The 21,864-nt window shown below is 70.9% G+C and carries 17 protein-coding genes; 11 read left to right on the top strand and 6 right to left on the bottom strand.

All coding sequences use genetic code 11. From position 1 onward, the window contains the following. Positions 1-51: 51 nt before the first annotated feature. From LXT12_RS10540 to LXT12_RS10525, 4 genes are all read left to right on the top strand, one after another. Positions 52-1,275, top strand: coding sequence for a rhamnogalacturonan acetylesterase (locus LXT12_RS10540; RefSeq protein WP_233391756.1), 1,224 nt, complete (start codon positions 52-54; stop codon positions 1,273-1,275). A gap of 4 nt (positions 1,276-1,279) precedes the next feature. Next, a complete protein-coding gene (locus tag LXT12_RS10535) occupies positions 1,280-2,509 on the top strand; it encodes a serine hydrolase domain-containing protein (protein WP_233391755.1) in 1,230 nt (409 codons plus the stop codon). A gap of 142 nt (positions 2,510-2,651) precedes the next feature. Further along, positions 2,652-4,481, top strand: a complete 1,830-nt coding sequence (locus tag LXT12_RS10530; protein WP_233391753.1) for a rhamnogalacturonan lyase B N-terminal domain-containing protein — start codon at positions 2,652-2,654, stop codon at positions 4,479-4,481. An 11-nt stretch (positions 4,482-4,492) separates the two neighbouring features. Then, positions 4,493-5,167, top strand: coding sequence for a PEP-CTERM sorting domain-containing protein (locus tag LXT12_RS10525; protein WP_233391751.1), 675 nt, complete (start codon positions 4,493-4,495; stop codon positions 5,165-5,167). Between the two features lie 693 nt (positions 5,168-5,860). Here the strand turns inward: LXT12_RS10525 and LXT12_RS10520 are convergent. Both LXT12_RS10520 and LXT12_RS10515 read right to left on the bottom strand, forming a co-directional pair. Continuing rightward, positions 5,861-7,249 (bottom strand): FGGY-family carbohydrate kinase, encoded by a 1,389-nt coding sequence (locus LXT12_RS10520; protein WP_233391750.1) that lies wholly within the window; start codon positions 7,247-7,249, stop codon positions 5,861-5,863. Next, the gene (locus tag LXT12_RS10515) at positions 7,246-8,133 is read right to left on the bottom strand and encodes a DeoR/GlpR family DNA-binding transcription regulator (protein WP_233391749.1); all 888 of its coding nucleotides are present in this window, start codon (positions 8,131-8,133) and stop codon (positions 7,246-7,248) included. The genes LXT12_RS10520 and LXT12_RS10515 overlap by 4 nt, the downstream gene beginning before the upstream one ends. A gap of 408 nt (positions 8,134-8,541) precedes the next feature. On the opposite strand from LXT12_RS10515, the gene LXT12_RS10510 reads away from it, so the two are divergent. From LXT12_RS10510 to LXT12_RS10480, 7 genes are all read left to right on the top strand, one after another. Further along, entirely contained in the window at positions 8,542-10,650 is a 2,109-nt protein-coding gene (locus LXT12_RS10510; protein WP_233391748.1) for a bifunctional rhamnulose-1-phosphate aldolase/short-chain dehydrogenase, read from the top strand. Positions 10,651-10,681: 31 nt separating this feature from the next. Next, positions 10,682-11,977: an L-rhamnose catabolism isomerase gene (gene rhaI / locus LXT12_RS10505; protein WP_233391745.1), complete on the top strand. Its 1,296-nt coding sequence runs from the start codon at positions 10,682-10,684 to the stop codon at positions 11,975-11,977. Between the two features lie 151 nt (positions 11,978-12,128). Continuing rightward, complete coding sequence (locus LXT12_RS10500; RefSeq protein ID WP_233391744.1) at positions 12,129-13,499, top strand: glycoside hydrolase family 28 protein; 1,371 nt, start codon at positions 12,129-12,131, stop codon at positions 13,497-13,499. Between the two features lie 25 nt (positions 13,500-13,524). After that, positions 13,525-13,848 (top strand): L-rhamnose mutarotase, encoded by a 324-nt coding sequence (locus tag LXT12_RS10495; protein ID WP_233391743.1) that lies wholly within the window; start codon positions 13,525-13,527, stop codon positions 13,846-13,848. Continuing rightward, positions 13,812-14,567, top strand: a complete 756-nt coding sequence (locus LXT12_RS10490; RefSeq protein WP_233391742.1) for a DUF6250 domain-containing protein — start codon at positions 13,812-13,814, stop codon at positions 14,565-14,567. The genes LXT12_RS10495 and LXT12_RS10490 overlap by 37 nt, the downstream gene beginning before the upstream one ends. Continuing rightward, entirely contained in the window at positions 14,558-15,583 is a 1,026-nt protein-coding gene (locus LXT12_RS10485) for a glycoside hydrolase family 43 protein (RefSeq protein WP_233391740.1), read from the top strand. Before LXT12_RS10490 ends, LXT12_RS10485 begins: the two co-directional genes overlap by 10 nt. After that, positions 15,580-16,359, top strand: coding sequence for an alpha/beta hydrolase family protein (locus LXT12_RS10480; RefSeq protein WP_233391738.1), 780 nt, complete (start codon positions 15,580-15,582; stop codon positions 16,357-16,359). Before LXT12_RS10485 ends, LXT12_RS10480 begins: the two co-directional genes overlap by 4 nt. A gap of 8 nt (positions 16,360-16,367) precedes the next feature. Here LXT12_RS10480 and LXT12_RS10475 read toward each other — a convergent pair whose 3' ends face one another. From LXT12_RS10475 to LXT12_RS10460, 4 genes are read right to left on the bottom strand one after another with little or no spacing between them, the layout of a single operon-like run. Next, positions 16,368-17,357 carry a family 43 glycosylhydrolase gene (locus LXT12_RS10475; RefSeq protein ID WP_233391737.1) on the bottom strand — a complete coding sequence of 330 codons (990 nt, stop codon included), beginning with the start codon at positions 17,355-17,357 and terminating at the stop codon, positions 16,368-16,370. A 31-nt stretch (positions 17,358-17,388) separates the two neighbouring features. Then, the gene (locus LXT12_RS10470; RefSeq protein WP_233391735.1) at positions 17,389-19,791 is read right to left on the bottom strand and encodes a glycosyl hydrolase 115 family protein; all 2,403 of its coding nucleotides are present in this window, start codon (positions 19,789-19,791) and stop codon (positions 17,389-17,391) included. Continuing rightward, positions 19,791-19,958 carry a hypothetical protein gene (locus tag LXT12_RS10465; RefSeq protein WP_233391733.1) on the bottom strand — a complete coding sequence of 56 codons (168 nt, stop codon included), beginning with the start codon at positions 19,956-19,958 and terminating at the stop codon, positions 19,791-19,793. The genes LXT12_RS10470 and LXT12_RS10465 overlap by 1 nt, the downstream gene beginning before the upstream one ends. Continuing rightward, entirely contained in the window at positions 19,955-21,796 is a 1,842-nt protein-coding gene (locus LXT12_RS10460; protein ID WP_233391731.1) for a rhamnogalacturonan lyase, read from the bottom strand. Before LXT12_RS10460 ends, LXT12_RS10465 begins: the two co-directional genes overlap by 4 nt. Between the last annotated feature and the right edge of the window lie 68 nt (positions 21,797-21,864).

Here is a 21,864-nt window from a genome sequence, read left to right as displayed (position 1 = left end):
AATCCAGCTACCGCGGCACCGAGGCACACAGGCATGCGGCTCCTGGCGATCATGGTTTTCTCTGCGCCTCTGTGGCTCTGTGGCTGTGTTTCGCCGCTGCAAGCCAGCCAAGCCCTGCAGTTCGACCTCGCCACCGAACCCATCTACACGCGTGAGCGGGGCCATGGCTTCGAGCCCGGCGCGCCGCGCAACGCGGCGGGCCAGCCGGCCTTCTTCTCGGTCGACCTGCCGGAGGGCAACTACCGCATCACCGCCACGCTCGGCGGCACGCAAGCCAGCGACACGACGATCAAGGCCGAGCTGCGCCGGCTGATGCTGGACGGTGTGCGCCTGCCGGCCGGTGCGAGCGAGCAGCGCAGCTTCGTCGTCAACGTGCGCACGGCGCGCATCCCGGCCGTGCCGGGCGTGGAGGGCGGCGAGGTCAGGCTCAAGTCGCCGCGCGAGACGGTCGAGGAGGCCTGGGCCTGGGACGGCCGCCTCACCCTCGAGATCGACGGCCCCCGCCCCGCCCTGCGCCGCCTCGTCATCGAGCCGGTACGCCTGCCCACCGTCTTCCTGCTGGGCGACTCGACGGTGGCCGACCAGTCGCAGGAGCCGTATGCGAGCTGGGGCCAGATGCTGACCGCCCTGTTCAAGCCGACGGTCGCCGTGGCCAACCATGCCGAATCGGGCGAGACGCTGCGCGACTCGCTCGCGCGCCGGCGGCTGGACAAGATCCTGTCGGCCCTGCAGCCGGGCGACACGGTGCTGATCCAGTTCGGCCATAACGACCAGAAGCAGCAGAAGGACGGCAGCGGCAACGCCGCCACCTACCAGGCCGAGCTGCGCACCCATGCCGAGCGCATCCTGGCGCGCGGCGGCGTGCCCGTCATCGTCTCGTCCATGGAGAGGCGCAACTTCGACGCCCAGGGGCGCCTGCTGCCCAGCCTGACCGAATACGCCGACGCCGCCCGCACGGTCGCCGCGCAGATGAAGCTCGCCTTCATCGACCTGAACGCGATGAGCCGGCAGTTCTACGCCGCCCTCGGCCCGGAGCGCTCCCAGGCCGCCCACCCCGTGAACAACGGGCGGCTGGACAACACCCACCACGACAACTACGGCGCCATGCAGTTGGCGCGCCTGGTCGCCCTCGGCCTGAGGCAAGCCGGCGTGCCCGTCGCCGCGCAACTGCGCGATGACCTCGGCGCCATCGAGCCAGGCAGCCCGCAGGCGCCGGAGCAGTCCGGCATTGCCGCCAGCCCTGGCTTCACCCACCAACGCCCGCTGGGCGACTGAGCCGATGAGAACCTTCCTTGCCGCCGTGGCGCTCGCCTGCGCCGCCCTGACCCAGGCCGCCGCCGCGCCGCCCGAACCCGCCCTCGTTGCCGGCTTCTCCACCGAACGCCTCCATCGGCTGGACGCGGCCATCGACGAGCAGATCCGGCAGCAGCAGCTCGCCGGCGCCGTCATGGTGGTGGCGCGCGACGGCCGGCCGGTCGTCTTCAAGGCCTACGGCCAGCGCGACATCGAGAACGGCAAGCCGATGCGCACCGACACCATCTTCCGCATCGCCTCCATGACCAAGGCGCTGACGACGGTGGCGGCGATGATGCTCTACGAGGAGGGCCGCTTCCTGCTGAAGGAGCCGGTGTCGCGCTACCTGCCGGCCTTCGCCAACCTGCGGGTGGCCTTGGCCGGCGGCGGCACCGAGAAACTGCGCCGGCCGCTGACCATCCACGACCTGCTGACCCACACCGCCGGCATGAGCTACGGCGCCGGGCCGGCCAGCGCCGACTACGCCAAGGCGGGGCTGATCGACTGGTACCTCGTCGGCAACGACGAGACCCTGGCGCAGTGGGCCGACCGCTTCGCCGCCCTGCCCCTGCAGGGCCAGCCGGGCGAGGCCTTCACCTACGGCTTCGCGACCGACGTGCTCGGCCGCCTCGTCGAGGTGGTCTCCGGCCAGCCCCTGGACCGCTTCATCCGGGAGCGCATCACCGGCCCGCTGCGCATGCCGGACACGAGCTTCTTCCTGCCCGCCGACAAGGTGGACCGGCTGGCCAACGTCTACGGCCTGGAGAACGGCCGCCTGAAGCTGATGGAGACGCCGTCGCGCAGCGACTTCGTCGACGGGCCGCGCAAGCTGCTGTCCGGCGGCGCCGGCATGCTGTCGACGGCCGGCGACTACACCCGCTTTCTGCAGATGCTGCTGAACAAGGGCGAGCTCGACGGCGTGCGCCTGCTGGCCCCCAAGACGGTGGAGTTGATGACGGCCGACCACCTCGGCAACAGGTCCGGCGGCGATGCCGACGGCTTCGGCCTGGGCTTCTGGGTCAACGTGCGCATGGGCGGGTTCAGGGAGCTGGGCAGCGAGGGCGCCTTCGGCTGGGGCAGCGCCTACTTCCCCCAGTACACGGTCGATCCCAAGGAACGCCTCGTCATCCTCTTCATGACGCAGCTCCGGCCCGCAGGCAACTCGACCCTGCACCTGCGCGTGCGCAACCTCGCCTACCAGGCCCTGCTGCGCTGACGCGTCCGCGCGCCCTGCGGCGCGGCCCGTGCCAAACGCTCAGCGGGTTGAGTACACGCGAGGAAGTCCTCTGCCTAGAGTCCGCCCCGGCCCCCCGGCGAACGCCGCAGGCCGTGAACAACGACACAAGACAGGAGACTTCATGACCACGAGCTTCTCGCGCCCGCCCTGGGCACGCTGGCTGGCCGCGGGCGTGCTCGCTGCCGCCGCGCCCGCCGCGATGGCCGCCTTCAGCATCACCACGGTCTTCGACGGCGGCAACGCCGCCAAGCCGCAGTACATCGTCGACACCGATGCCGGCCTGGTGTTCAAGGTGAGGGCCTACGACAACGGCTCCAGCACCACCTCCGCGGGCGACATCTCCAGCCTCGTCTACAAGGGTGTGGAATACGCCGACCCGGCACGCGGCACGCAGCTGAACTCGGGCGCCGACTGGCTCTACACCAACGTCAGCGCGGTGGCCGTCAAGGCCGAGCTCGTCGCCGCCGACGGCACGTCCACCCCGGCCGCCACCACCAACGGCGGCGTCGTCAACGGCAGCGACTACATCAAGATCACGCTGACCAGCACCAGCACCAAGGGCGGCGTGCTGACGCACTACTACCTCGTCAGGCGCGGCCAGCCCCACATCCACATGGGCACCCACTTCACGGAGGAGCCCGACGTGCACGGCCTGGTGCGCTTCATCGCCCGCGTGCCCATCGGCAAGCTGCCCAGCGGCGGCCCGGCCGGGACGGCCGGCGGCCTGGTGAGCTACAACGGCGCCAGCTACTGGGCCGAGGACCTGCGCGGCAACAGCGGTGCCATCGAGTCGGGCGACGTGTTCGGCTTCACGGCCCCCGACCCGCGTGCCGGCGAGTCGCGCTCCAAGCACTACTCCAACCGCCGCCTGAAGGACTGGCAGATCCTCGGCGGCACCGGCCCCGGCGTCGGCCTCTGGTTCTGGCGCGACAACCATGAGGGCGACTCCGGCGGCCCGTTCTACCGCAGCCTGCTGCAGCAGATCACCGACACCACCAACGAGCTGACCTACATGGTCAACTACGGAGAGGCCCAGACTGAGGCCTTCCGCCTGGGCATCCTGAACACCTACATCCTGATGTTCACCGACGGCTCGCTGCCGGCCGTCAGGCCCGACACCAGCTGGTACGGCGTCATGGGCCTGGTGGGTTATGTGCCGCCGGCGGGACGCGGCGCCGTCACCGCGGCCGGCCTCACGGGCCGTGTCGCCGGCGTGCCCTACACGGTGGGCTTCGCGAACGCCCGGGCGCAGTACTGGACCGACGCCGACCCGGTGGACGGCCACTTCACCGCCGAGGGCATGCTGCCCGGCAGCTACACCATGACCGTCTACAAGGGCGAGCTCGCGGTGCAGACCCTGCCGGTCACCGTCACGGCCAACGCGACCTATGCGCTCAACCCCGTGGCCATCACGGCCGACCCGGCCGCCACGCCGGCGATCTGGCGCATCGGCCAGTGGGACGGCACGCCCCAGGAGTTCATCAACGGCGACAAGCTGACCTTCATGCATCCGGGCGACGTGCGCATGGCGTCGTGGAACGTCGGCCCCTACGTGATCGGCACCTCCACCCCGGCCACGGGCTGGCCGGCCTACCAGTGGAAGGACGTCAACAACGGCCTGCAGGTGCGCTTCACCCTGAGGCGCGGTCAGAACACCGCGCCGCTGCGGCTGCGCGTGGGCCTGACGGCCGACTACAACGGCGCCCGCCCGCAGGTGACGGTCAACAGCTGGACCTCCGCCATCCCGGCCGCGCCGCCCAAGGTGTCGCGCAACCTGACCGTGGGCACCTACCGCGGCGTGAACCGCACCTATGCCTTCGACATCCCCGCCTCCCAGCTGGTCGTCGGCACCAACACGCTGACCATCAACACCGTCAGCGGCACCGCCGGCACCCGCTTCCTGAGCCCCGGCATGTCCTTCGACGCCATCGACCTGGTGGCCGTGCCATGAAAGCCCTCGCCATGAACAAGACTCTCCTGGCCGCCCTGCTGGGCGCCCTGCCCGCCGCGCCGGCGCTGGCCTCCATCGTGCAGACCACCGGCGCCGGCAGCGCCACGCCTGCCGCGGCCCATTTGGTCTATGCCGCCGACTTCGAGGCCAACACCGCCCTGGCCAATCCCTGGTCGGAAGGCGGCCTGGTGTTCAGCCACACCGGCATCGCCAACGACAACGGCGGCTGCGGCTACGCCGGCGAGTTCTGCGTCGACCTGGCCGCCGGCGAGAGCTACAGCCAGGCCTTCTCGGGCAACTATTTCGCCACGGCCGGCATGAACGCCTACCTATCCATCCGCACGGCGGCGCGCGACTTGAACGGCATCGAGTTCGCCGTCGATTCGGGCTATGCCAGCATCAACCTGATGTGGCAGACCTGGCTGGACGGCGCGTTGACGGGCAACGGCCGCATCTCGCTCGGCACGGGCGGCGTGGGCGACGTGCTCGGGCTGAGCGACGCCCTGGGTTTCGACGAGGTGAGGCTCTATGCCTTCGACAGCGCCAGCGACACCAGCGGCTACAGCGTGCCGGCCATCGACAGCGTCCGGGCTTTCGCGCTGCCGGAGCCGGGGTCGTTGGCCTTGGTCTCGCTGGCGGGGGTGGGGTTGGGGGTGGTGAGGAGGAGGCGGCGGATCGCTGGGTGATCGGACGAGCGGCGGTTGGTTGCTCTTGCTCGGAGCCTGCTTGACTCGGTGCACTGTGCCGGGAGTTCGCCCCGGCGGGCGACCTACTTTCTGGCCCGCCAGAAAGTAGGCAAAGAGCGGCCCCTGCAAAACCGCCCCTGCGCTGCGCTTCGGGGTTCCCTGCGATGCTCGAAGCCCGGGGCCGCGCCCAACTCGCTTCGTTCACTGCGTTCACTACGCTCAGACAAGGGGCGCGAAGTCAGTTGTTGAAGCGTGCTTCGCACGCGCCCCGGGCTTCTGCGCTTCTCGGCGGTTTAGAAGGGGAGACCCCAAACAGCCGAAACAGCCAACAGCCAAACGCCGCGTCCCTGCGGTCGCGGCTGTTCCTTCATTCCCCCTTTGAGCCCGCCGAGGAGCGCAGCACCTTGAGGCCGCGCGCGCAGCGCGCTTCAACAACTGACTCCGCGCAACTGTCTGAGCGCAGCGTAGCGAAGCGAGTTTTGCGCGGGGCCTCGAGGTGCGAGCACCGCAGGGAACCCCGCAGCGCAGCGGCGGGGCGGGCGGTTCGGGGGCGACTTTTTGCCTACTTTTTGGTCGCCCAAAAAGTAGGTCGCCCGCCGGGGCGAATTCCCGGCATGGGCCTTCGCAACAAGATGCTGCAAGCAAGAGCAAAAGCAACCCGCCCCAGCAAGCGCCCCCGCTTGCAGCCCCCGATCAGCCCGCCCCCACCCTCCCCCGCCAAGCCTCCCGATAAGCCCGCCACCCCGCCGAATCGAAGGCCGCCGCCACCTCGCCAGGCGAAGCGGTGTGCGGCTCGCCCCAGCGTGCGAGCAGCCAGCCGCCGCAGGTCGTGCCGCTGGCATCGTCGGACACGACGACGACGCGGCCCTCCCGCAACCCGGCGAGCAAGCGGCCGAACCAGGGGTTGGCCGTGAATGCGCCTTCGACGACGACCGGCGAGTCTTCGGCGCCCAGGGCCGACAGGCCGTGGTCAGCCATCAGCACGACGTAAAGCGTCGCCAGTGCCGCACGTTCGGCGGCCGTGACGGGCGGGGGCCCGTCGATGCGCCCTGCGCGGCCGGCGAAAGGGCCGCCCGTCTCGGCGAAACAGGGCAGCGCCAGCGTCTGGCGGGCGATCACCGCCTCGAGTTCGGCGGCCCCGAACGGCGCCGGCGCGGGCCCGGCGATCGCGGCGAACTCGCGCCCGCCCATGAACCGCAGGCAGGGCACCGGCTCGCCGAAGACGTTGCAGTTAGCCAGCATGTCCTGCGCCTCCACCAGCGGCAGGGTCGCCGAGCCCAGGGCCGCGGCAATGACCCAGGTGCCGGTGGACAGCACCGTGCAGGGGCCGCTGTGTTGCGGCGCCTGCAGATGGCGCAGCAGCGAGGCATTGCTGTCGTGGATGCCGCAGACGACCTCGCAATCCCGCGGCAACCCGGTGCGGTCGGCCAGTTCGGCGCGCAGCGGCCCCAGGCGCGCCCAGGCGTCGCGGCGCGGCGGGAAGAGGGCCTGCCAGCCCCGGCGTTCCACCAGCGTCGACCAGCTCCGCTGGCGCGGCCGCCACAGGTCGGTGTGGCAGCCCAGCGAGGTGATCTCGCTGGCCGCCACGCCGCTGAGCCGCCAGGCCCAGTACTGCGGGTAGGTCAGCACGTGGCGGGCGCGCGCGAACTCGGCCGGGAAGCGCGCCTGCAGCCAGTCGAGCTGGCGGCCGAGGTTGAGGCCGGCGGGCAGCTCCGGCGAGCCGGTCTCCTCGAAGGGCGGCCGCATGGCCTGGTAACGCGCCAGGTCAGTGGCATCGCCGGGCACATGCTCATAGTCGAGCACGGGCAGCACCAGGCCGGCGTCGTCGACCAGCGCCGCGGTCGCGCCGTGGGTGACCGGCACGAGGGTGCCGATGGGCGCCTGCGCGGCGAACTCGCGCAACTGCGCGAGCATCCACTCCCACAGCCGCTGCGTGTCATGGTGCGGGTAGGGTCCGTCGCGGCGCACCGTGTTGGGCGTGCGCACCTCGGCCTGCGTCCGGCCGGCGGCGTCGATCAGCGTGAGCTTGGCGTTGGTCTTGCCGATGTCCAGGACGACGGTGGCCCGCGTCCTGGCGCTCAAGAGTTCAGCCCCGCATGCGCGTGACGATGGAAGGCGCTCGCATCCAGCACGCCGGCATAGTCATGCGAGCTCAGGGCCGAGGCCTCCATCGTCCGTGGGTCCAGTGCTTCGGGCTCGACGGTGATGACGCGCACGCCGTAGTGCTCCAGCAGCTGCACGGCGCTGTCGGAGGCGCCGGTGTCGGTGATGACGGTGGAGACCCGGTTGAGCCCGCACAGCACCAGCCCGGCCTTGCGCGCGAACTTGGAGCTGTCCACCAGCACGACCAGTTCCTCGGCCTGGCCGATCAACCGCTTCTCGGCCTGGATCAGCAGCGGGTCGGCCTCCATCAGCCCGAGGATGGACAGGCCGTAGACGCCCATGAACATCTTGGCGGCGTAGTGGTGCTGGGCCACGTCGTTCTCGAAGGGGCTGAGGATGACGTTCTGCTCGCGGTAGATCTTGCCGCCCGGCAGGATGACCTCGTTGTCGCTGGTCAGCAGCAGGCGTTCGGCCATCAGGAAGGAGTTGGTCAGGATCTTCAGCTGTTTCTCGACGAGAAACTCCGCCATCATGAAGGTGGTGGTGCCGCCGTTGATGATGATGGTTTCGCCGTTATTGCACATGGAACTGGCATAACGGGCGATGGCACGTTTCTCGGCGGCGTGCTGCTGGATATTCGTCTGGAACTTCTCGCTGGACAGCGTATAGGATTTTTTCTTCTGCTCCAGCCTTTGGGCGCCGCCGCGCGTGCGCGTCAGCTGGTTTTTGGCGGCCAACCAGGAAATATCCCGGCGTACCGTGGCGGCGGAGGCCGACAACCATTCCATCAATTGCTGCACGCTGGCGTGCTCGCGCTCGTCCAGCAGTTTGAGCAGACGCTTGTGACGCTTGTGATTGATCATGAGCAATACCTTTGTCGGGCGCCGACCCGAACCCGGTGGCGACCGTTGTCTCGTCGTTATATCGCCCGGCCTTCGTTCGCGTTCGCGACGGGCGGGCGTCTCTTGGCTTGCCGGAACCGCGTCCCCTCGCGCTCAGAACCGCTCAAGACATGGGTGAAACGCTGTTCCAAGTGCAGACTACGACAATCGAATGACAGGGTCAATCACGAAACGCTCACGGACTTGAGCGTTTCGTGAGCGCCCCCGCACCGGTCCGCGCTTTCGATCATCCTTTTGATTTACTGCGCCGCTCCTGACCGTGCCGCCATGTTTCGGCCCACACTGCGCCCCGCTTACCCGCAAGGAGCGGGCTTACGGACCGCATGGCGCGGTGCCGTCGACGACGACGTACTGGACACAGGCAAGCTGATGACTGCAATTTCCCACTCCCCCGCGCAGAACGCCATCGTTTCCAAATGGGACGACACCGCGGCGGCCCATATGAGCGAACCCGAACTGCTGCTGTATCGCTCGAATCTGCTCGGCTCGGATTTGCGCGTCACCAATTTCGGCGGCGGCAATACCTCGGCCAAGGTGAAGATGAAGGATTACCTGACCGGCGAGGAGGTCGAGGTGCTGTGGGTGAAGGGCTCGGGCGGCGATCTCGGCAGCATCAAGCTGGATGGGTTTTCGACCCTCTACATGAGCAAGCTGCAGGCGCTGAAGTCGCGCTACCGCGGCCTGGCGCATGAAGACGAGATGGTCGACTACCTGCCGCACTGCACCTACAACCTCAATCCGCGCGCCGCGAGTATCGACACGCCGCTGCACGCCTATATCCCGAAGGCGCATGTCGACCACATGCACCCCGATGCCATCATCGCCATCGCCGCCTGCGCGGACAGCCGCCGCCTGACCGAGGTCATCTTCGGCGGCCAGCTCGGCTGGCTGCCCTGGCAGCGCCCGGGCTATGACCTGGGGCTGAAGCTGGAGGCCCTGGCCACGGCCCAGCCGCAGCTCAAGGGCATCATCCTGGAGGGCCACGGCCTCTTCACCTGGGGCGACACGGCCAAGTCCTGCTACGAGACGACGCTGGCGATGATCCGCCTGGCCGAGCAGTGGCTCGCCGAGAACGTCAGGCAACCGGTGTTCGGCGGCGCGCGGACGGGCGTGCTCGCGGCCGAGGCGCGCGCCGACATCGCCGCCCGCCTGATGCCCGCCCTGCGCGGCCGCATCGGCCAGGCGGAGCGCAAGCTGGGCCACTTCGACGACAGCGCCGCGGTGCTGGAGTTCGTCTGCAGCCGTGACCTGCCGGCCCTGGCCGCCCTGGGCACCTCCTGCCCCGACCACTTCCTGCGCACCAAGATCCGCCCCCTGGTGCTGGACTTCGACCCCGCCAGGCCCGACGTCGATGCCCTGCTGGCCGGCCTGGACGGCGCGCTCGAGGCCTACCGCGCCGATTACGCGGCCTACTACGAGCGCTGCAAGCGACCGAACAGCCCGGCCATGCGCGACCCCAACCCCGTCATCTACCTGATCCCGGGCGTGGGCATGCTGTCCTTCGCCAAGGACAAGGCCACGGCGCGCATCGCCGCCGAGTTCTACGTCAACGCCATCAACGTGATGCGCGGCGCCAATGGCGTGGACACCTACGTCGGCCTGCCGGAGCAGGAGGCCTTCGACATCGAGTACTGGCTGCTCGAGGAAGCCAAGCTGCAGCGCATGCCCAAGCCCAAGAGCCTGGCCGGCCGCGTGGCCCTGGTGACGGGCGGCGCCGGCGGCATCGGCCAGGCGGTGGCGCGCCAGCTGCTGGCCGAAGGCGCCTGCGTGATGCTGACCGACATCGACGGCGCAGCCCTCGAAGAGGCGCGCCAGTCGCTGCTCAAGGTGGCCGGCAAGGACAACGTGGCCGCCGCGCAGGGCGACATCACGTCCGAGGCCCAGGTCGAGGCGCTGCTGGCCGCCACGTCGCTGCGCTTCGGCGGCCTGGACATCCTCGTGTCCAACGCCGGCATCGCCTCGGCCGCGCCGCTGGAGGACACGACGCTGGAGATCTGGAACCGCAACCAGAACATCCTCGTGACCGGCTATTTCCTCGTCAGCCGCGGCGCCTTCAGGCTGATGAAGCAGCAGAAGATCGGCGGCAGCATGGTGTTCGTCGCCAGCAAGAACGGCCTCGTGGCCTCGGCCGGCGCATCGGCCTACTGCACCGCCAAGGCCGCCGAGATCCACCTGGCCCGCTGCATCGCGCTGGAGGGAGCCGCCGTCGGCGTGCGCGTCAACGTCGTCAACCCCGACGCCGTCATCCGCGGCTCCCGCATCTGGGACGGCAAGTGGAAGGAAGAGCGCGCCGCCTCCAACAAGATCGAGACCGACGACATCGAGGAGTTCTACCGCCAGCGCAGCATGCTCAAGCTCAGCGTGCTGCCCGAGGACATCGCCGAGGCGGTGTACTTCCTGGCCAGCGACAAGTCCGGCAAGAGCACGGGCAACGTGCTGAACGTCGACGCCGGCAACGCCGCCGCCTTCACCCGCTGACGTCGCAAACTAGCGGCCCCAGGAGACAAACATGGATCACATCATCGACGCCGGCCAAGTCGAACAACACAACGCCGCCCGGCGCGCCGCGCTGCAGGCCGACTACGACGCCCTCGGCGGCATGCTGTCCCGCCGCGGCGTGGACATCGAGGCCCTGACGGCCAAGGCCCAGACCTTCGCCGTGGCCGTGCCCAGCTGGGGCGTGGGCACCGGCGGCACGCGCTTCGCCCGCTTCCCCGGCCGGGGCGAGCCGCGCGACGTGACGGAGAAGCTGCAGGACTGCGCCGTCATCCACCAGCTCACGCGCGCCACGCCCACCGTGTCGCTGCACTTCCCCTGGGACCGGCCGGCCGACCCCAAGGCCCTGCGCGAGCAGGCCGACGCGCTGGGCCTGGGCTTCGACGCCGTCAACTCCAACACCTTCCAGGACCAGCCCGGCCAGGCCCACACCTACAAATTCGGCAGCCTGACCGCGCAAAGCCAGGCCGCGCGCGAGCAGGCCGTGGCGCACAACATCGACTGCATCGAGCTGGGCAAGACCCTCGGGTCCAGGGGCCTGACGGTGTGGGTGGGCGACGGCGCCAACTTCCCCGGCCAACACAACCTGCGCGGCGCGCTGGAGCGCTACATCGACAGCGCCCGGGCCATCTACGCCGCCCTGCCGGCCGACTGGCTGATGTACATCGAGCACAAGCTGTTCGAGCCGGCCTTCTACTGCTCCACCATCGCCGACTGGGGCACCAGCTTCGCCGTGGCTCAGTTGCTCGGCGACAAGGCCAAGTGCCTGGTGGACCTGGGCCACCATGCGCCCAACACCAACATCGAGATGATCGTGGCCCGGCTGGCGCAGTTCGGCAAGCTCGGCGGCTTCCATTTCAACGACAGCAAGTACGGCGACGACGACCTGGACTCGGGCTCCATCGACCCCTTCCAGCTCTTCCTCGTCTTCAACGAACTGGCCGATGCGGCCCTGCGCGATGGCGCGGCCTTCAAGCCGGCCTACATGCTCGACCAGTCGCACAACGTCACCGACCCCATCGAGAGCCTGATGAGCAGCGCCGTCGAGGTGCAGCGCGCCTTCGTGCAGGCGGCCCTCGTGGACCGCGCGGCCCTGGCCGGCCATCAGGAGGCCAACGACGCGCTGCAGGCCGCGCAGACGCTCAAGCACGCCTTCCGCACCGACGTGAGTCCCATCCTCGCGATGGCCAGGCTGCGCTCCGGCGGCGCCATCGATCCAGTCGCCGCCTACCGCGCCAGCGGCTGGCGCGAGCAGGCGGCCGTGAAGCGCCCGCCCAAGGCCGGCGCCTCCGGCAGCGGCATCGTTTGAACATGGTGCCCCTCGTCCAAGGCGTAGCTTGGCCGGTCCCCCGAGGGGACGGCAATGCGCGCGGCATGGAGCCGCAAGCGCATCGCCAAGGCGGGCCGGCTTGGGAGCGGCCCGGCGCTCGGCCCGCGGAATCACCACGCCCGGAACCACTGTGACCCTGGATGCGCGCAGCTTCGGCGCCCGGGGCGATGGCCTCACGCTGAACACGCAGGCCCTGCAGGCCGCCATCGACGCGGCAGCCCTGCAAGGCGCCGAGCTGCAACTGCCGGCCGGCACCTACCTCACCGGCGCCCTCTTCCTGAAGAGCGGCATGACGCTGCGCCTGGACGGCGGCGCCACGCTGCTCGGCTCGCGCGAGCTGGCCCACTACCCCCTGCTGCCCACCCGTGTCGCCGGCATCGAGATGCGCTGGCCGGCAGCCCTCGTGAACGTCTACGGCGAGCAGGACGTCGGCCTCGTCGGCGAAGGCTGCATCGACGGCGATGGCCAGGTCTTCTGGGACGCCTACTGGCGGCTGCGCGCCGCCTACGAGCCCCGCGGCCTGCGCTGGGCGTCCGACTACGACGCCCAGCGGCCCCGCCTCGTGCAGGTGTTCGAGTCGGCCCGCGTGCGACTCGGCGGCGGGCTGCTGCTGCGCCGCTCCGGCTTCTGGACGCTGCACGTCTGCTACAGCCAGGACGTGGCCATCGACGACCTCACCATCCGCAACAACGACGGGGCGCGCGGCCCGTCCACCGACGGCATCGACATCGATTCGTCGCGCCGCGTCAGCGTCCGGCACGCCGACATCGCCGTCAACGACGATGCCCTCGTGCTCAAGGCTGGGCGCGACGCCGACGGCCTGCGCGTGGCGCGGGCGAGCGAAGACATCGACATCCAGGACTGCGTCGTGCGCGAGGGCGCCGCGGGCATCACCTTCGGCAGCGAGACCTCCGGGGGCTTTCGCCGCGTGCGCGTGCGCGGCCTGCAGGTGCAGCGAGGCGTGCCGGTGGGGGTGCTGTTCAAGTCGGCCCCCACGCGCGGCGGCCGCATCGAGGACATCCACCTCAGCGACATCACGCTCACCGACGTGCCCACCGTCCTGCGCGTGACGATGAACTGGAACCCCGGCTACAGCCGCGCCCTGCTGCCGCCCGCCGAAGCAGCGGACGCCCCGCGCCACTGGCAGGTGCTGGCCACGCCCGTCCCGCCCGACCTCGGCCACACCGAAGTGAGCGGCGTGCGCATCGACGGGCTGCGGGCCCGCGGTGCGCACGCAGCCTTCGAGGTGGACGCGACGCCCGAGGCCCCGTTGCGCGGCTTCCGCTTCAACGGCCTCGACATCCAGGCCCGGCGCGGCGGCCATGTGCACGACGTGCAGGCCTGGCGCTTCACGCGCAGCCGGCTGCAGCTGGACGCCCCCATCGCCCTCGGCCCGGGCTGCGAACTGGCGGGGCTGGACCGCGAGCACTGGGTCGCCGACCCGGCGCTCAAGCGGCGCGACGTGTCGGCCCACAGCCTCGCCGAGCAGGACCTGCTTTGACCGACAAGACCCGGAGACAGCCCCCATGAGCGACGAGATCCTCGCCTTCAAGATGCAGCTCAAGCCCGGCGCAGTGGCCGAGTACCGGCAACGCCACGACGACCTCTGGCCGGAGCTGGCCGAAGCGCTGCGCGGCGCCGGCATCCACGACTACTCCATCTTCCTCGACGAGGACACGCTCAGCCTCTTCGCCGTGCTCAAGCGCAAGCCCGGCTACCCGTTCGACGCGCTGCCCCTGCGGCCCGTCATGCGCCGCTGGTGGGACTACATGGCCCCGCTGATGGAAGTGGAGCCCGACAACAAGCCGCGCCAATGGCCCCTGCCCTCCGTCTTCCACTTTGCGGGCTGATCGCGGCCTGGCCGCTCTGGGCCCTGGCCTGGTGCGAGCCGCCACGGCAGCTGGCCCGCATCGCCGGCGATGACTTCACCGCCGGGCTCGGCCACTGGCGGCTGGAGGCCGAAGACCCGCGCGCCGTCGCGACCGCAACGGCGGGCGTGCTCGACATCGCCACGCCGGCCGGGCTGTCGCTGTGGTGGCGCGAGCCGCTGGCCGGCGACTACGCCATCCGCTTCACGGCCGAGGCCCTGCCCGCCCCCGAGACCGCCGGCCCGCATGCCGGCCGCCTGAGCGACCTGAACATGTTCTGGAACGCCGAGGAGGCCGACGGCGGCCCGCCTCGGCCGCGGCCGGGTGGCTTCGGCAGCTACGACAGCCTGGCCACCTACTACGTCGGCTTCGGCGCCAACGCCAACACGACCACGCGGCTGCGGCTGTACGACGGGCGCGAACGGCACATCCTGGCGGGCTTCGCGGACATGCCGCTGCGCGAGCCGGGCGAGCAGCCCATGGCCCCGCTCACCCGGCTGCGGGCCGGGCAGGTGCTGGCCATCGAGATCGTGTCGCGCCGGCCCACGGCGGCCGATCCCGTCCATCTGCGCTGGCAGGCCGACGGCCGCACCGTCTTCATGCGTGCCGATGCGCAGCCGCGCCTGCAAGGCTGGTTCGCACTGCGCACCACCGCGAGCCGGCTGCAGGTCCGCGATTTCGAGATCCTCCAATGCCGATGATGCTGATGACGTTGACGCGGGGCCTGGCCGCCCTGCTGCTCGCGCTGCTGGCCGGCTCCGGCCTGGCCGAAGCCCCGTGGCCCAACCCGCTGATCCCGCAGCGGGCCGACCCGCACGTCATGCGCCACACGGATGGCTGGGTCTACCTGATGGCCACCGTGCCCGAGTACGACCGGCTGGAGCTGCGCCGCGCGCGCACCGTGGCGGGCCTGGCAGCGGCCGAGCCCCGCGTGCTGTGGCGGCGCCACGAGCAAGGGCCCATGAGCCGCCACGTCTGGGCACCCGAGCTCCACTTCATCGACGGCCGCTGGTTCATCTACTTCAGTGCCGGCGAGGCCGCCGAGCCCTGGAAGATCCGCCTCTGGGTGCTCGAGAACACCTCGCCCGATCCGATGCAGGGCGCCTGGGTGGAGCGCGGCCAGATCAGGACGGCCTGGGACAGCTTCACGCTCGACGCCACGGTGTTCGAGCACCGCGGCCAGCGCTACATGGCCTGGGCGCAGACGGACCCGGCCGCCGGCAGCCACAGCACCGACATCTACCTCTCGCGCATGGCCAGCCCGACCCGGCTCGAAGGCCCACAGGTGCGGCTCTCGCGCCCCGAGTACGCGTGGGAGCAGGTGCGCCACCGCGTCAACGAGGCGCCGGCCGTGCTCGTGCGCGGCGGGCGGGTGTTCATGAGCTATTCGGCCGCCGGCACCGGCGCGGAGTACTGCCTCGGCCTGCTCTGGGCCGAGGCAGGCGCCGACCTGATGGACCCCGCCAGCTGGCACAAGTCGCCCGGCCCCGTGTTCACGAGCAGCGCCGAGCGCGGCATCTACGGCCCCGGCCACAACAGCTTCCTCACCGAGCCCGACGGCACGGTGCTCAACGTCTACCACGCCCGCAACTACCGCGACATCGCCGGCGACCCGCTCAAGGACACCGGCCGCACCACGCGCGTGCAGCCCCTGGGCTTCACCGCCGACGGCATGCCCGACTTCGGCCGGCCGCTGCCGGAAACGACGCCGCCATGACCCTCATCCCGCTCAGCCCCGGCGCGCCCAACGTCTTCGACGGCGAGGCGCCCGACCGCATCTGCCGCCAGCCCACCCGCGCCGAACTCCACGCCCACCTCGCCCCCACCCCGGCGCGAGGCCGCGCCCTCGTCTTCGCCGGCGGCGGCTACCTGCAGCTCATGCACGACAAGGAAGGCAGCGAGGTGGCCGCGTGGCTGAACACGCTCGGCCTGGATGCCTACGTGCTGGTCCACCGCCTGCCGGGCCAGGCGGGCCAGCCCGCCGACATCGCGCTGCAGGACGGCCTCCTCGCCCTGGACCACCTCGCGGCGCTGCCGCCGCTGCCTCTGCTGCACGTCGGCCTGTCCTCGGGCGGACATCTGGCCGGCGTCATGGCCTGCCAGCGCGACTGCGCGGGCGCCGTCATCGCCTACGCGCCCCTCAACGCCAACCACCGCGACCACAAGGCCCCCGCCGGCAAGCCCGACTACCTGCCGCCCGAGAAGCAGGCCTTCTACGACGCCTGGCCCATCGGCATCGCGAGCGAGCCGCACGGCCTGCCGCGCTGCCCGGTCTTCCTGGCCTATGCCCTGCACGACCCGGTCGTGCCGGTCGACCATGCGCTCAACCTGCTCAAGGCCGCCCAGGTCCACGGCCTGGACGTCGAGGCCCATGTCTTCCCGCAGGCCGAGCACGGCTTCGCGCTGCGCGGCCTCGCTGGCACGCATGGCCAATGGCCGTCCCTGGCCGCCCGCTGGCTGGAGCGGTGCCTCGGGGGGCCGGCGGGCGGTTAGGGTGCGGACTACCTTGTCACGCCTGCCGCAGTGCCAGGTGCTGCCCGCCCCGAAAAATCGCCCACGCCCGCGTTCGTCCGCTCGATCTTGCGGATCGTTCCGTCCTCGTTGAAGTGCAGGTACTCCGCCGCCACATGCCGCTGCTTCTTCGCGCAGGCCGCGCCGGGCACGTCCAGCCAGCGGTGATAGAACAGGATCCACTGGCTCCTGTACTGCACGATGGAGTGGTGGTTGTTGCCGCCCTCGGCGTCCATGATGACGCCCTGGTACTTCCACGGCCCCTTGGGCGAGGTGGCCGTGTAGTAGGTCAGGATGCGGTTGCGCTCGGGCATCGTGAAGTAGTACAGGCCATTGCGCTTGAACACCCACGGGCCTTCCATCGGTGGCTCGTAGCCGCCCATGTCCATCTTCTGCAGCTCGCCCTTGATGGAGCGCATGTCGTCGGCCATCTCGGCCACGAGGTAGTTCACGCCCGAGGTGCGGCTGTAGAGATAGGCGCGGCCGTCGTCGTCGATGAAGAGCGCGGGATCGTTGGCATAGGGCTTGCGCCACAGCGGCGCGCCGATCATGTCCTTGAAGGGGCCGGCAGGGTTGTCGCTCTCGGCGATGCCGATGCCCATCCACTTGGTGCTGTTCCTGGGGTTCTGGCGGTCCTTCACGCCGGTGCCGGCCGGGAAGACGAGGTAGTACCTGCCGTTCTTGTAGGCCGCGTCGGGCGCCCAGGCGTAGTCGTCGGCCCACTTGAGGTCCTTCACGGCCAGCACGGCGCCGTGGCTGGTCCAGTTGACGAGGTCGGTGGACGAGAAGGCGTACCAGTCCTTCATGTGGAAGTCGGCCTGGCATTCCTCGTCGTGCGAGGTGTAGAGCCACATCTTGCCGTCGGGCCAGACGTGGCCGGAGGGGTCGGCGGTGCGCAGGTCCTTGCCCAGGTTCAGCGGGTTCTGCGCCTGGGCCGAAGTGGCAAGCAGTGCGGCAAGCATGAGGGAAACGAGCTTCATGGTTGAGGCTGGAATGGCTTGATCGGGGGTTTCAGGGGCGACAGGGTCCGGGCTGCAGGTCGGCACCGTCGAACATCAGTTCGGGCTGGCCTGCAACGAGGCGCAGCGGGCCCGCGCGGAGGGCGGGCAGCGTGAGTGTCGCCGTCAAGCGGTTGGCCAGCACGCCCTGGGCCCAGGCGGCGTCCTGGGCGCCGCGCGGCCAGGCGAGGGCATGGGCCTGTCCGTCGACGAGCAATTCGGCGCGCCAGGGCTGGCCCGCCTCGCGCGGGTAGCTGGGCAGCACGTGGACGCGCAGGCAGTGGGGATCGACGCTGGCGTCGGCGGCCAGTTCGAGCGTGGCGCCGGGCTGGGCGGCGCTCAGCACACCGTCGCCGCGGCCCAGGCCGGGAACCCGGCGCCAACCCTCGGCGGCGCCGATGCGCAGCCGCGGTGCGACGACTTCGGCGGATGCAGGCGGGGCGAGGTCGGCCGCCGCCGTGGCGAGGTCGCGCAGCGCATCCGGCGCGCTGCCGCCCAGCCCCGGCGCGGGCAGCAGCGGAGCCTGCTGCCGGTAGCTGGTCCACAGCCCATCGGCCGGCTCCTCGGCCAGGATGCCGGCCCAGCGGCCGGCGTTATAGCGCGCGGTCAGGGCCTTGAGCCGCTGGTCGGCGCGCACGGCCTGGGCGGCGATGGCACGGGCGGCAGCCGGGTCACGCTCCAGCGTCGCGGCGTAGCGCTCCAGCGCGAAGAAGCGTTCGTTGGCCAGGGCCGAGGCCCGCAGCGGGTATTCGACGAGCTGGAAGAAGCCGTCGCGCTGCGCCGGCGCCATGCGCGGCCGGACCGCGTCGAGCCGCGCGAGCAGGCCGGCGAAGCGGCCCAGGCGCTGCGCGACCTCGCCCGGCGCGAGGCCGCTGCGCTTCACGCGCTCGCCGGGCAGGTGGTACTGCAGATGCTCGGGCCGGCGCTCGAAGTTGACGCGGTAGTAGCCATCCCAGAGGTCGGCGACTTCTTCGACACCGAACAGCCGCTGCGCCAGTTCGCGCAGATAGCCGCCCTGTCCCTGCGCCCGCACGGCGGCCGGGTTCCAGGCCAGGTCGAACCAGTGGCTGAGGTTGACCTCGTGCGGCTTGATGTCACCCGCGTTGGCCATCCACAGCCGCTGCGCGCCGGCGTCGAAGGCGCGGCCCATCTCCTCGGCGACGAGGGCCGGCGGCGTCGTGCTCAGCCACAGGTAGGACAGCGGCGCGCCGAGGTAGCTCAGGTGGTAGTAGACGCCCGAGCCGCCCGAACGCTTCGCCTGAGCGGCGTCGGGGAGCTGGCGGAGATAGCCGAAGTTGTCGTCGGGCCAGACCAGGGTCACGTCGTCGGGCAGCGCCAACCCGGGCAGCAGCGGCAGCACCTCCTTGTAGGGCACGAAGACCTGCGGCGCGCTCGCCGGGTCGCCCACGTGCTGGCGGATCAGCTCGCGCTGGTCGGCCAGCAGCCGGTTCATCAGGGCCTGCTTCTCGGCCGCGGTGCCGCCGCCCTGCATGCCGCTGTCGTGGATGCCGCGCATGCCCAGGGTGTAGAGGTTCTCGTAGCGGCCATGGGTCTTCAGCCGCTCGGCCCAGTAGTCGCGCACCAGCTCCGGATGGGTGCCGTAGTTGTACTGCTCGTGCGGCGCCCTCCACTCCGACACGTTGTTGCGCAGCATGGGCTCGGCGTGGGACGACCCCATGACGATGCCGTAGCGCTGGGCGAGTTCCGCGTTGCGCGGGTCGGCGTTGAAGGCGCCGGAGACCGGGTGCATGGCCGGCCACAGCGTGTTGGCCTTCAGGCGCAGCAGCAGGCGGAAGACCTGCTCGTAGGTGCGCGGGCCGATGGTGCCCGCCTCGGGCTCGAAGGTGCGTGCGGCCCAGGGCTGCAGGCCCCAGTCCTCGTCGTTGATGAAGAGGCCGCGGTACTTCACCGCCGGTCCGTCGTGCAGCGAGCCGCTGACGTGCAGAGGGCCGCGCCTGAGCGGCGCCATGTCGGCCCACCAGACCCAGGGCGACACGCCCAGGGCCCGGCTCAGCGTGTAGACGCCGTAGGCCGTGCCGCGGTGGTCGGCGCCGACGATGACGAGGGCCTGCTTCACGCCAGGCCTGGGGTTGCGCAGCACCGCGATCTCGAAGCACTCCCAGCAGCCCTTGAGCCTGCCGAGGTCCAGGCCCGAGGCGTCGATGAGGGGATGGCGGCCGGCGGTGCCGACCCAGATCTGCACCGGTCCCTTGGCGGCGGTGCGCAAGCCCAGCCGTTTCAGGTCGGCGGCGAGATCCCTGGCGACGAAAGCCTCGAGCGGGTCGGCATCCGGCGCCGCGACGATGACGGCGCCGTCGAGCGGCAGACTGCCCGGCGCGGCCTTGACGCCGACGGTCAGCCCCGCATGCGCTGCAACGGCCAGCGCGCACAGCCAGGCGAGCAGCAGCACCCGCATCACCGCGACCTGAAGGCCGCCCGCAAATGCGGCGGCGGCAACGGCGCGCTGCGGCGGGTGGTGTCGGCCGCACCGTCAAGCACGGGATCGGGGGAGAGCGGCCGGGGCGCGGGCTCGACGCTTGCGCAGGCGGCGATCGCCGCCTGCAGCAAGGCAAGGGATTTCACGGCGCGACGATGGCCGCCGGCGTCGGCGGCTTCATGCCGTGGCCGAGATGGAAGCCGGGGTGCGGCGGCTGGTTGTAGCCGGCGTTTTGCGCGGCCACCTGCACGCGGTACTGCGGGTCGTGCATCAGCGTGACCAGGCGGTAAGGCGTCGGGTGGGGCGTGCTGAAGACGAGCAGGGCAGTGCTGTCTTGGTTGCGCCAGACGACCTCCTCGCGCCAGTCGCCGAAGAGGTCGGCCGACAGCACGGGCGTGGCCTTGGTGCCGTTGTTGGCGGCAGCGCCGAAAGGCTTGCCGTCGAGCAGCTTCTCGAACCGGAAGGCGGCCGGGTTCCATTTCTCGATGGCGGTGCCGTCCAGGGATTCACGCAGCAGGTCGCCGTCCCACCAGACCGCGAAGTTCATGCGCTCGGGATGGCGCTCGCTGATGAGCTTGCCGGATGCGCTCATCAGCCCGCCGACGGCGCCCCAGCATTCCTCGCCGGGGTAGGCCGGGTCGATGTCCATGCAGACGCCGCGGCCGACGTCGTGGTTCTGGCCCGGCAGGCTCCACAGCACCCTGCCGGTCGCCGCGTCGTGCATCTCCAGGCCGTGGGCGCCGTAGCAGCGCGGCGTCTCGTGGACCATGAAGACCTGCTGGCCCTCGCGCGAGGGGTCGAGGTGGCCGACGTGCAGGGCGTCGCCGTGGCACAGGCCGGCGCTGTAGAGCAGCCGGCCGTCGCTGCCGATGGTGGCGGCGCCGTAGACGATGTCGTCGCGGCCGTCGCCGTCCACGTCGGCCACGGAGAACCAGTGCGCGCCCTGCCCGGCCGCGGGCCGGCTGGCGGCGTCGCGGTCGCTGTCGAACACCCAGCGCTGGGTCAGCCGCCCGCCGCGCCAGTCCCAGGCCGCCAGCACGGCGCGGGTGTAGTAGCCGCGCGAGAACACGGCGCTGGGCCGCTGGCCGTCGAGGTAGGCCACGCCGGCCAGGAAGCGGTCGACGCGGTTGCCGTAGGCATCGCCCCAGGCGGCCACGTTGCCGCGGGCGGGCACGTAGGGCGCGGTCGCGAGGGCGGCGCCCGTGCGGCCGTCGAAGACGGTCAGGAACTCGGGGCCGGCCAGCACATAGCCGGCCCCGTTGCGGTGGTCGGCCCCGGCGTCGCCGATGGGCTTGCCGGTGCCGTCGACCGTGCCGTCAGCGGTCTTCATCATCACTTCGGCGCGGCCGTCGCCGTCGAAGTCGTAGGCGAGGAAGCTGGTGTAGTGGGCACCGGCGCGGATGTTGCGGCCCAGGTCGATGCGCCACAGCCGCGTGCCGTCGAGCCGGTAGGCGTCCAGCAGCGTGGGGCCGGTGTAGCCGCGCTGTGAGTTGTCGTGGGCATTGGTGGGCTGCCACTTGACGATGAGTTCGTACCGGCCGTCGCCGTCGAGGTCGGCGGCCGAGCCGTCGTTGGCCTCGTAGGTGTAGGCCACGCCGTCGGGCGTGACGCCGCCGGCGGGCTTTTGCAGCGGCAGGCGCAGATAAGGCTGGGCCCAGGGCGAGACGGCCGCCTCGGCCGGCAGCTCGCGGCCGGCAACGACGGCGCTCACGGTGTAGAGGCTGTCCGCGCGGCCCTGGCCGTCGGTGAAGCTGGTGAGTGCCTGCGGTTGGGGCGTCAGCCGCCTGCCGTCGCGGTAGACGTTGAAGCGCACGGCGGCCGGCTCGGTGCCCAGCAGCCGCCAGCTCAGGAAGACGCCCTCGCCGGCCCGCATCGCGACCAGGCCGCGGTCCAGCCTTTCCATCGCCTTGGGCTGGGCCTGGGCGGCGCCGGCCGCCATGGCGAGTGCGGCTAGGGCGCTCAGCAGAGGTCGCAGGAGGTTCATCGGCAACTCACGAAAAAAAGACGGCCCCGACGGGGCCGGCACGCGCAAGCCTGCGCAACAGGGGCGGT

Origin of the sequence: Pelomonas caseinilytica, assembly GCF_021353235.1 — a bacterium.
GTDB classification, from domain to species: domain Bacteria; phylum Pseudomonadota; class Gammaproteobacteria; order Burkholderiales; family Burkholderiaceae_C; genus Pelomonas; species Pelomonas caseinilytica.
This window is presented reverse-complemented; position numbering and strand designations above follow the sequence as displayed.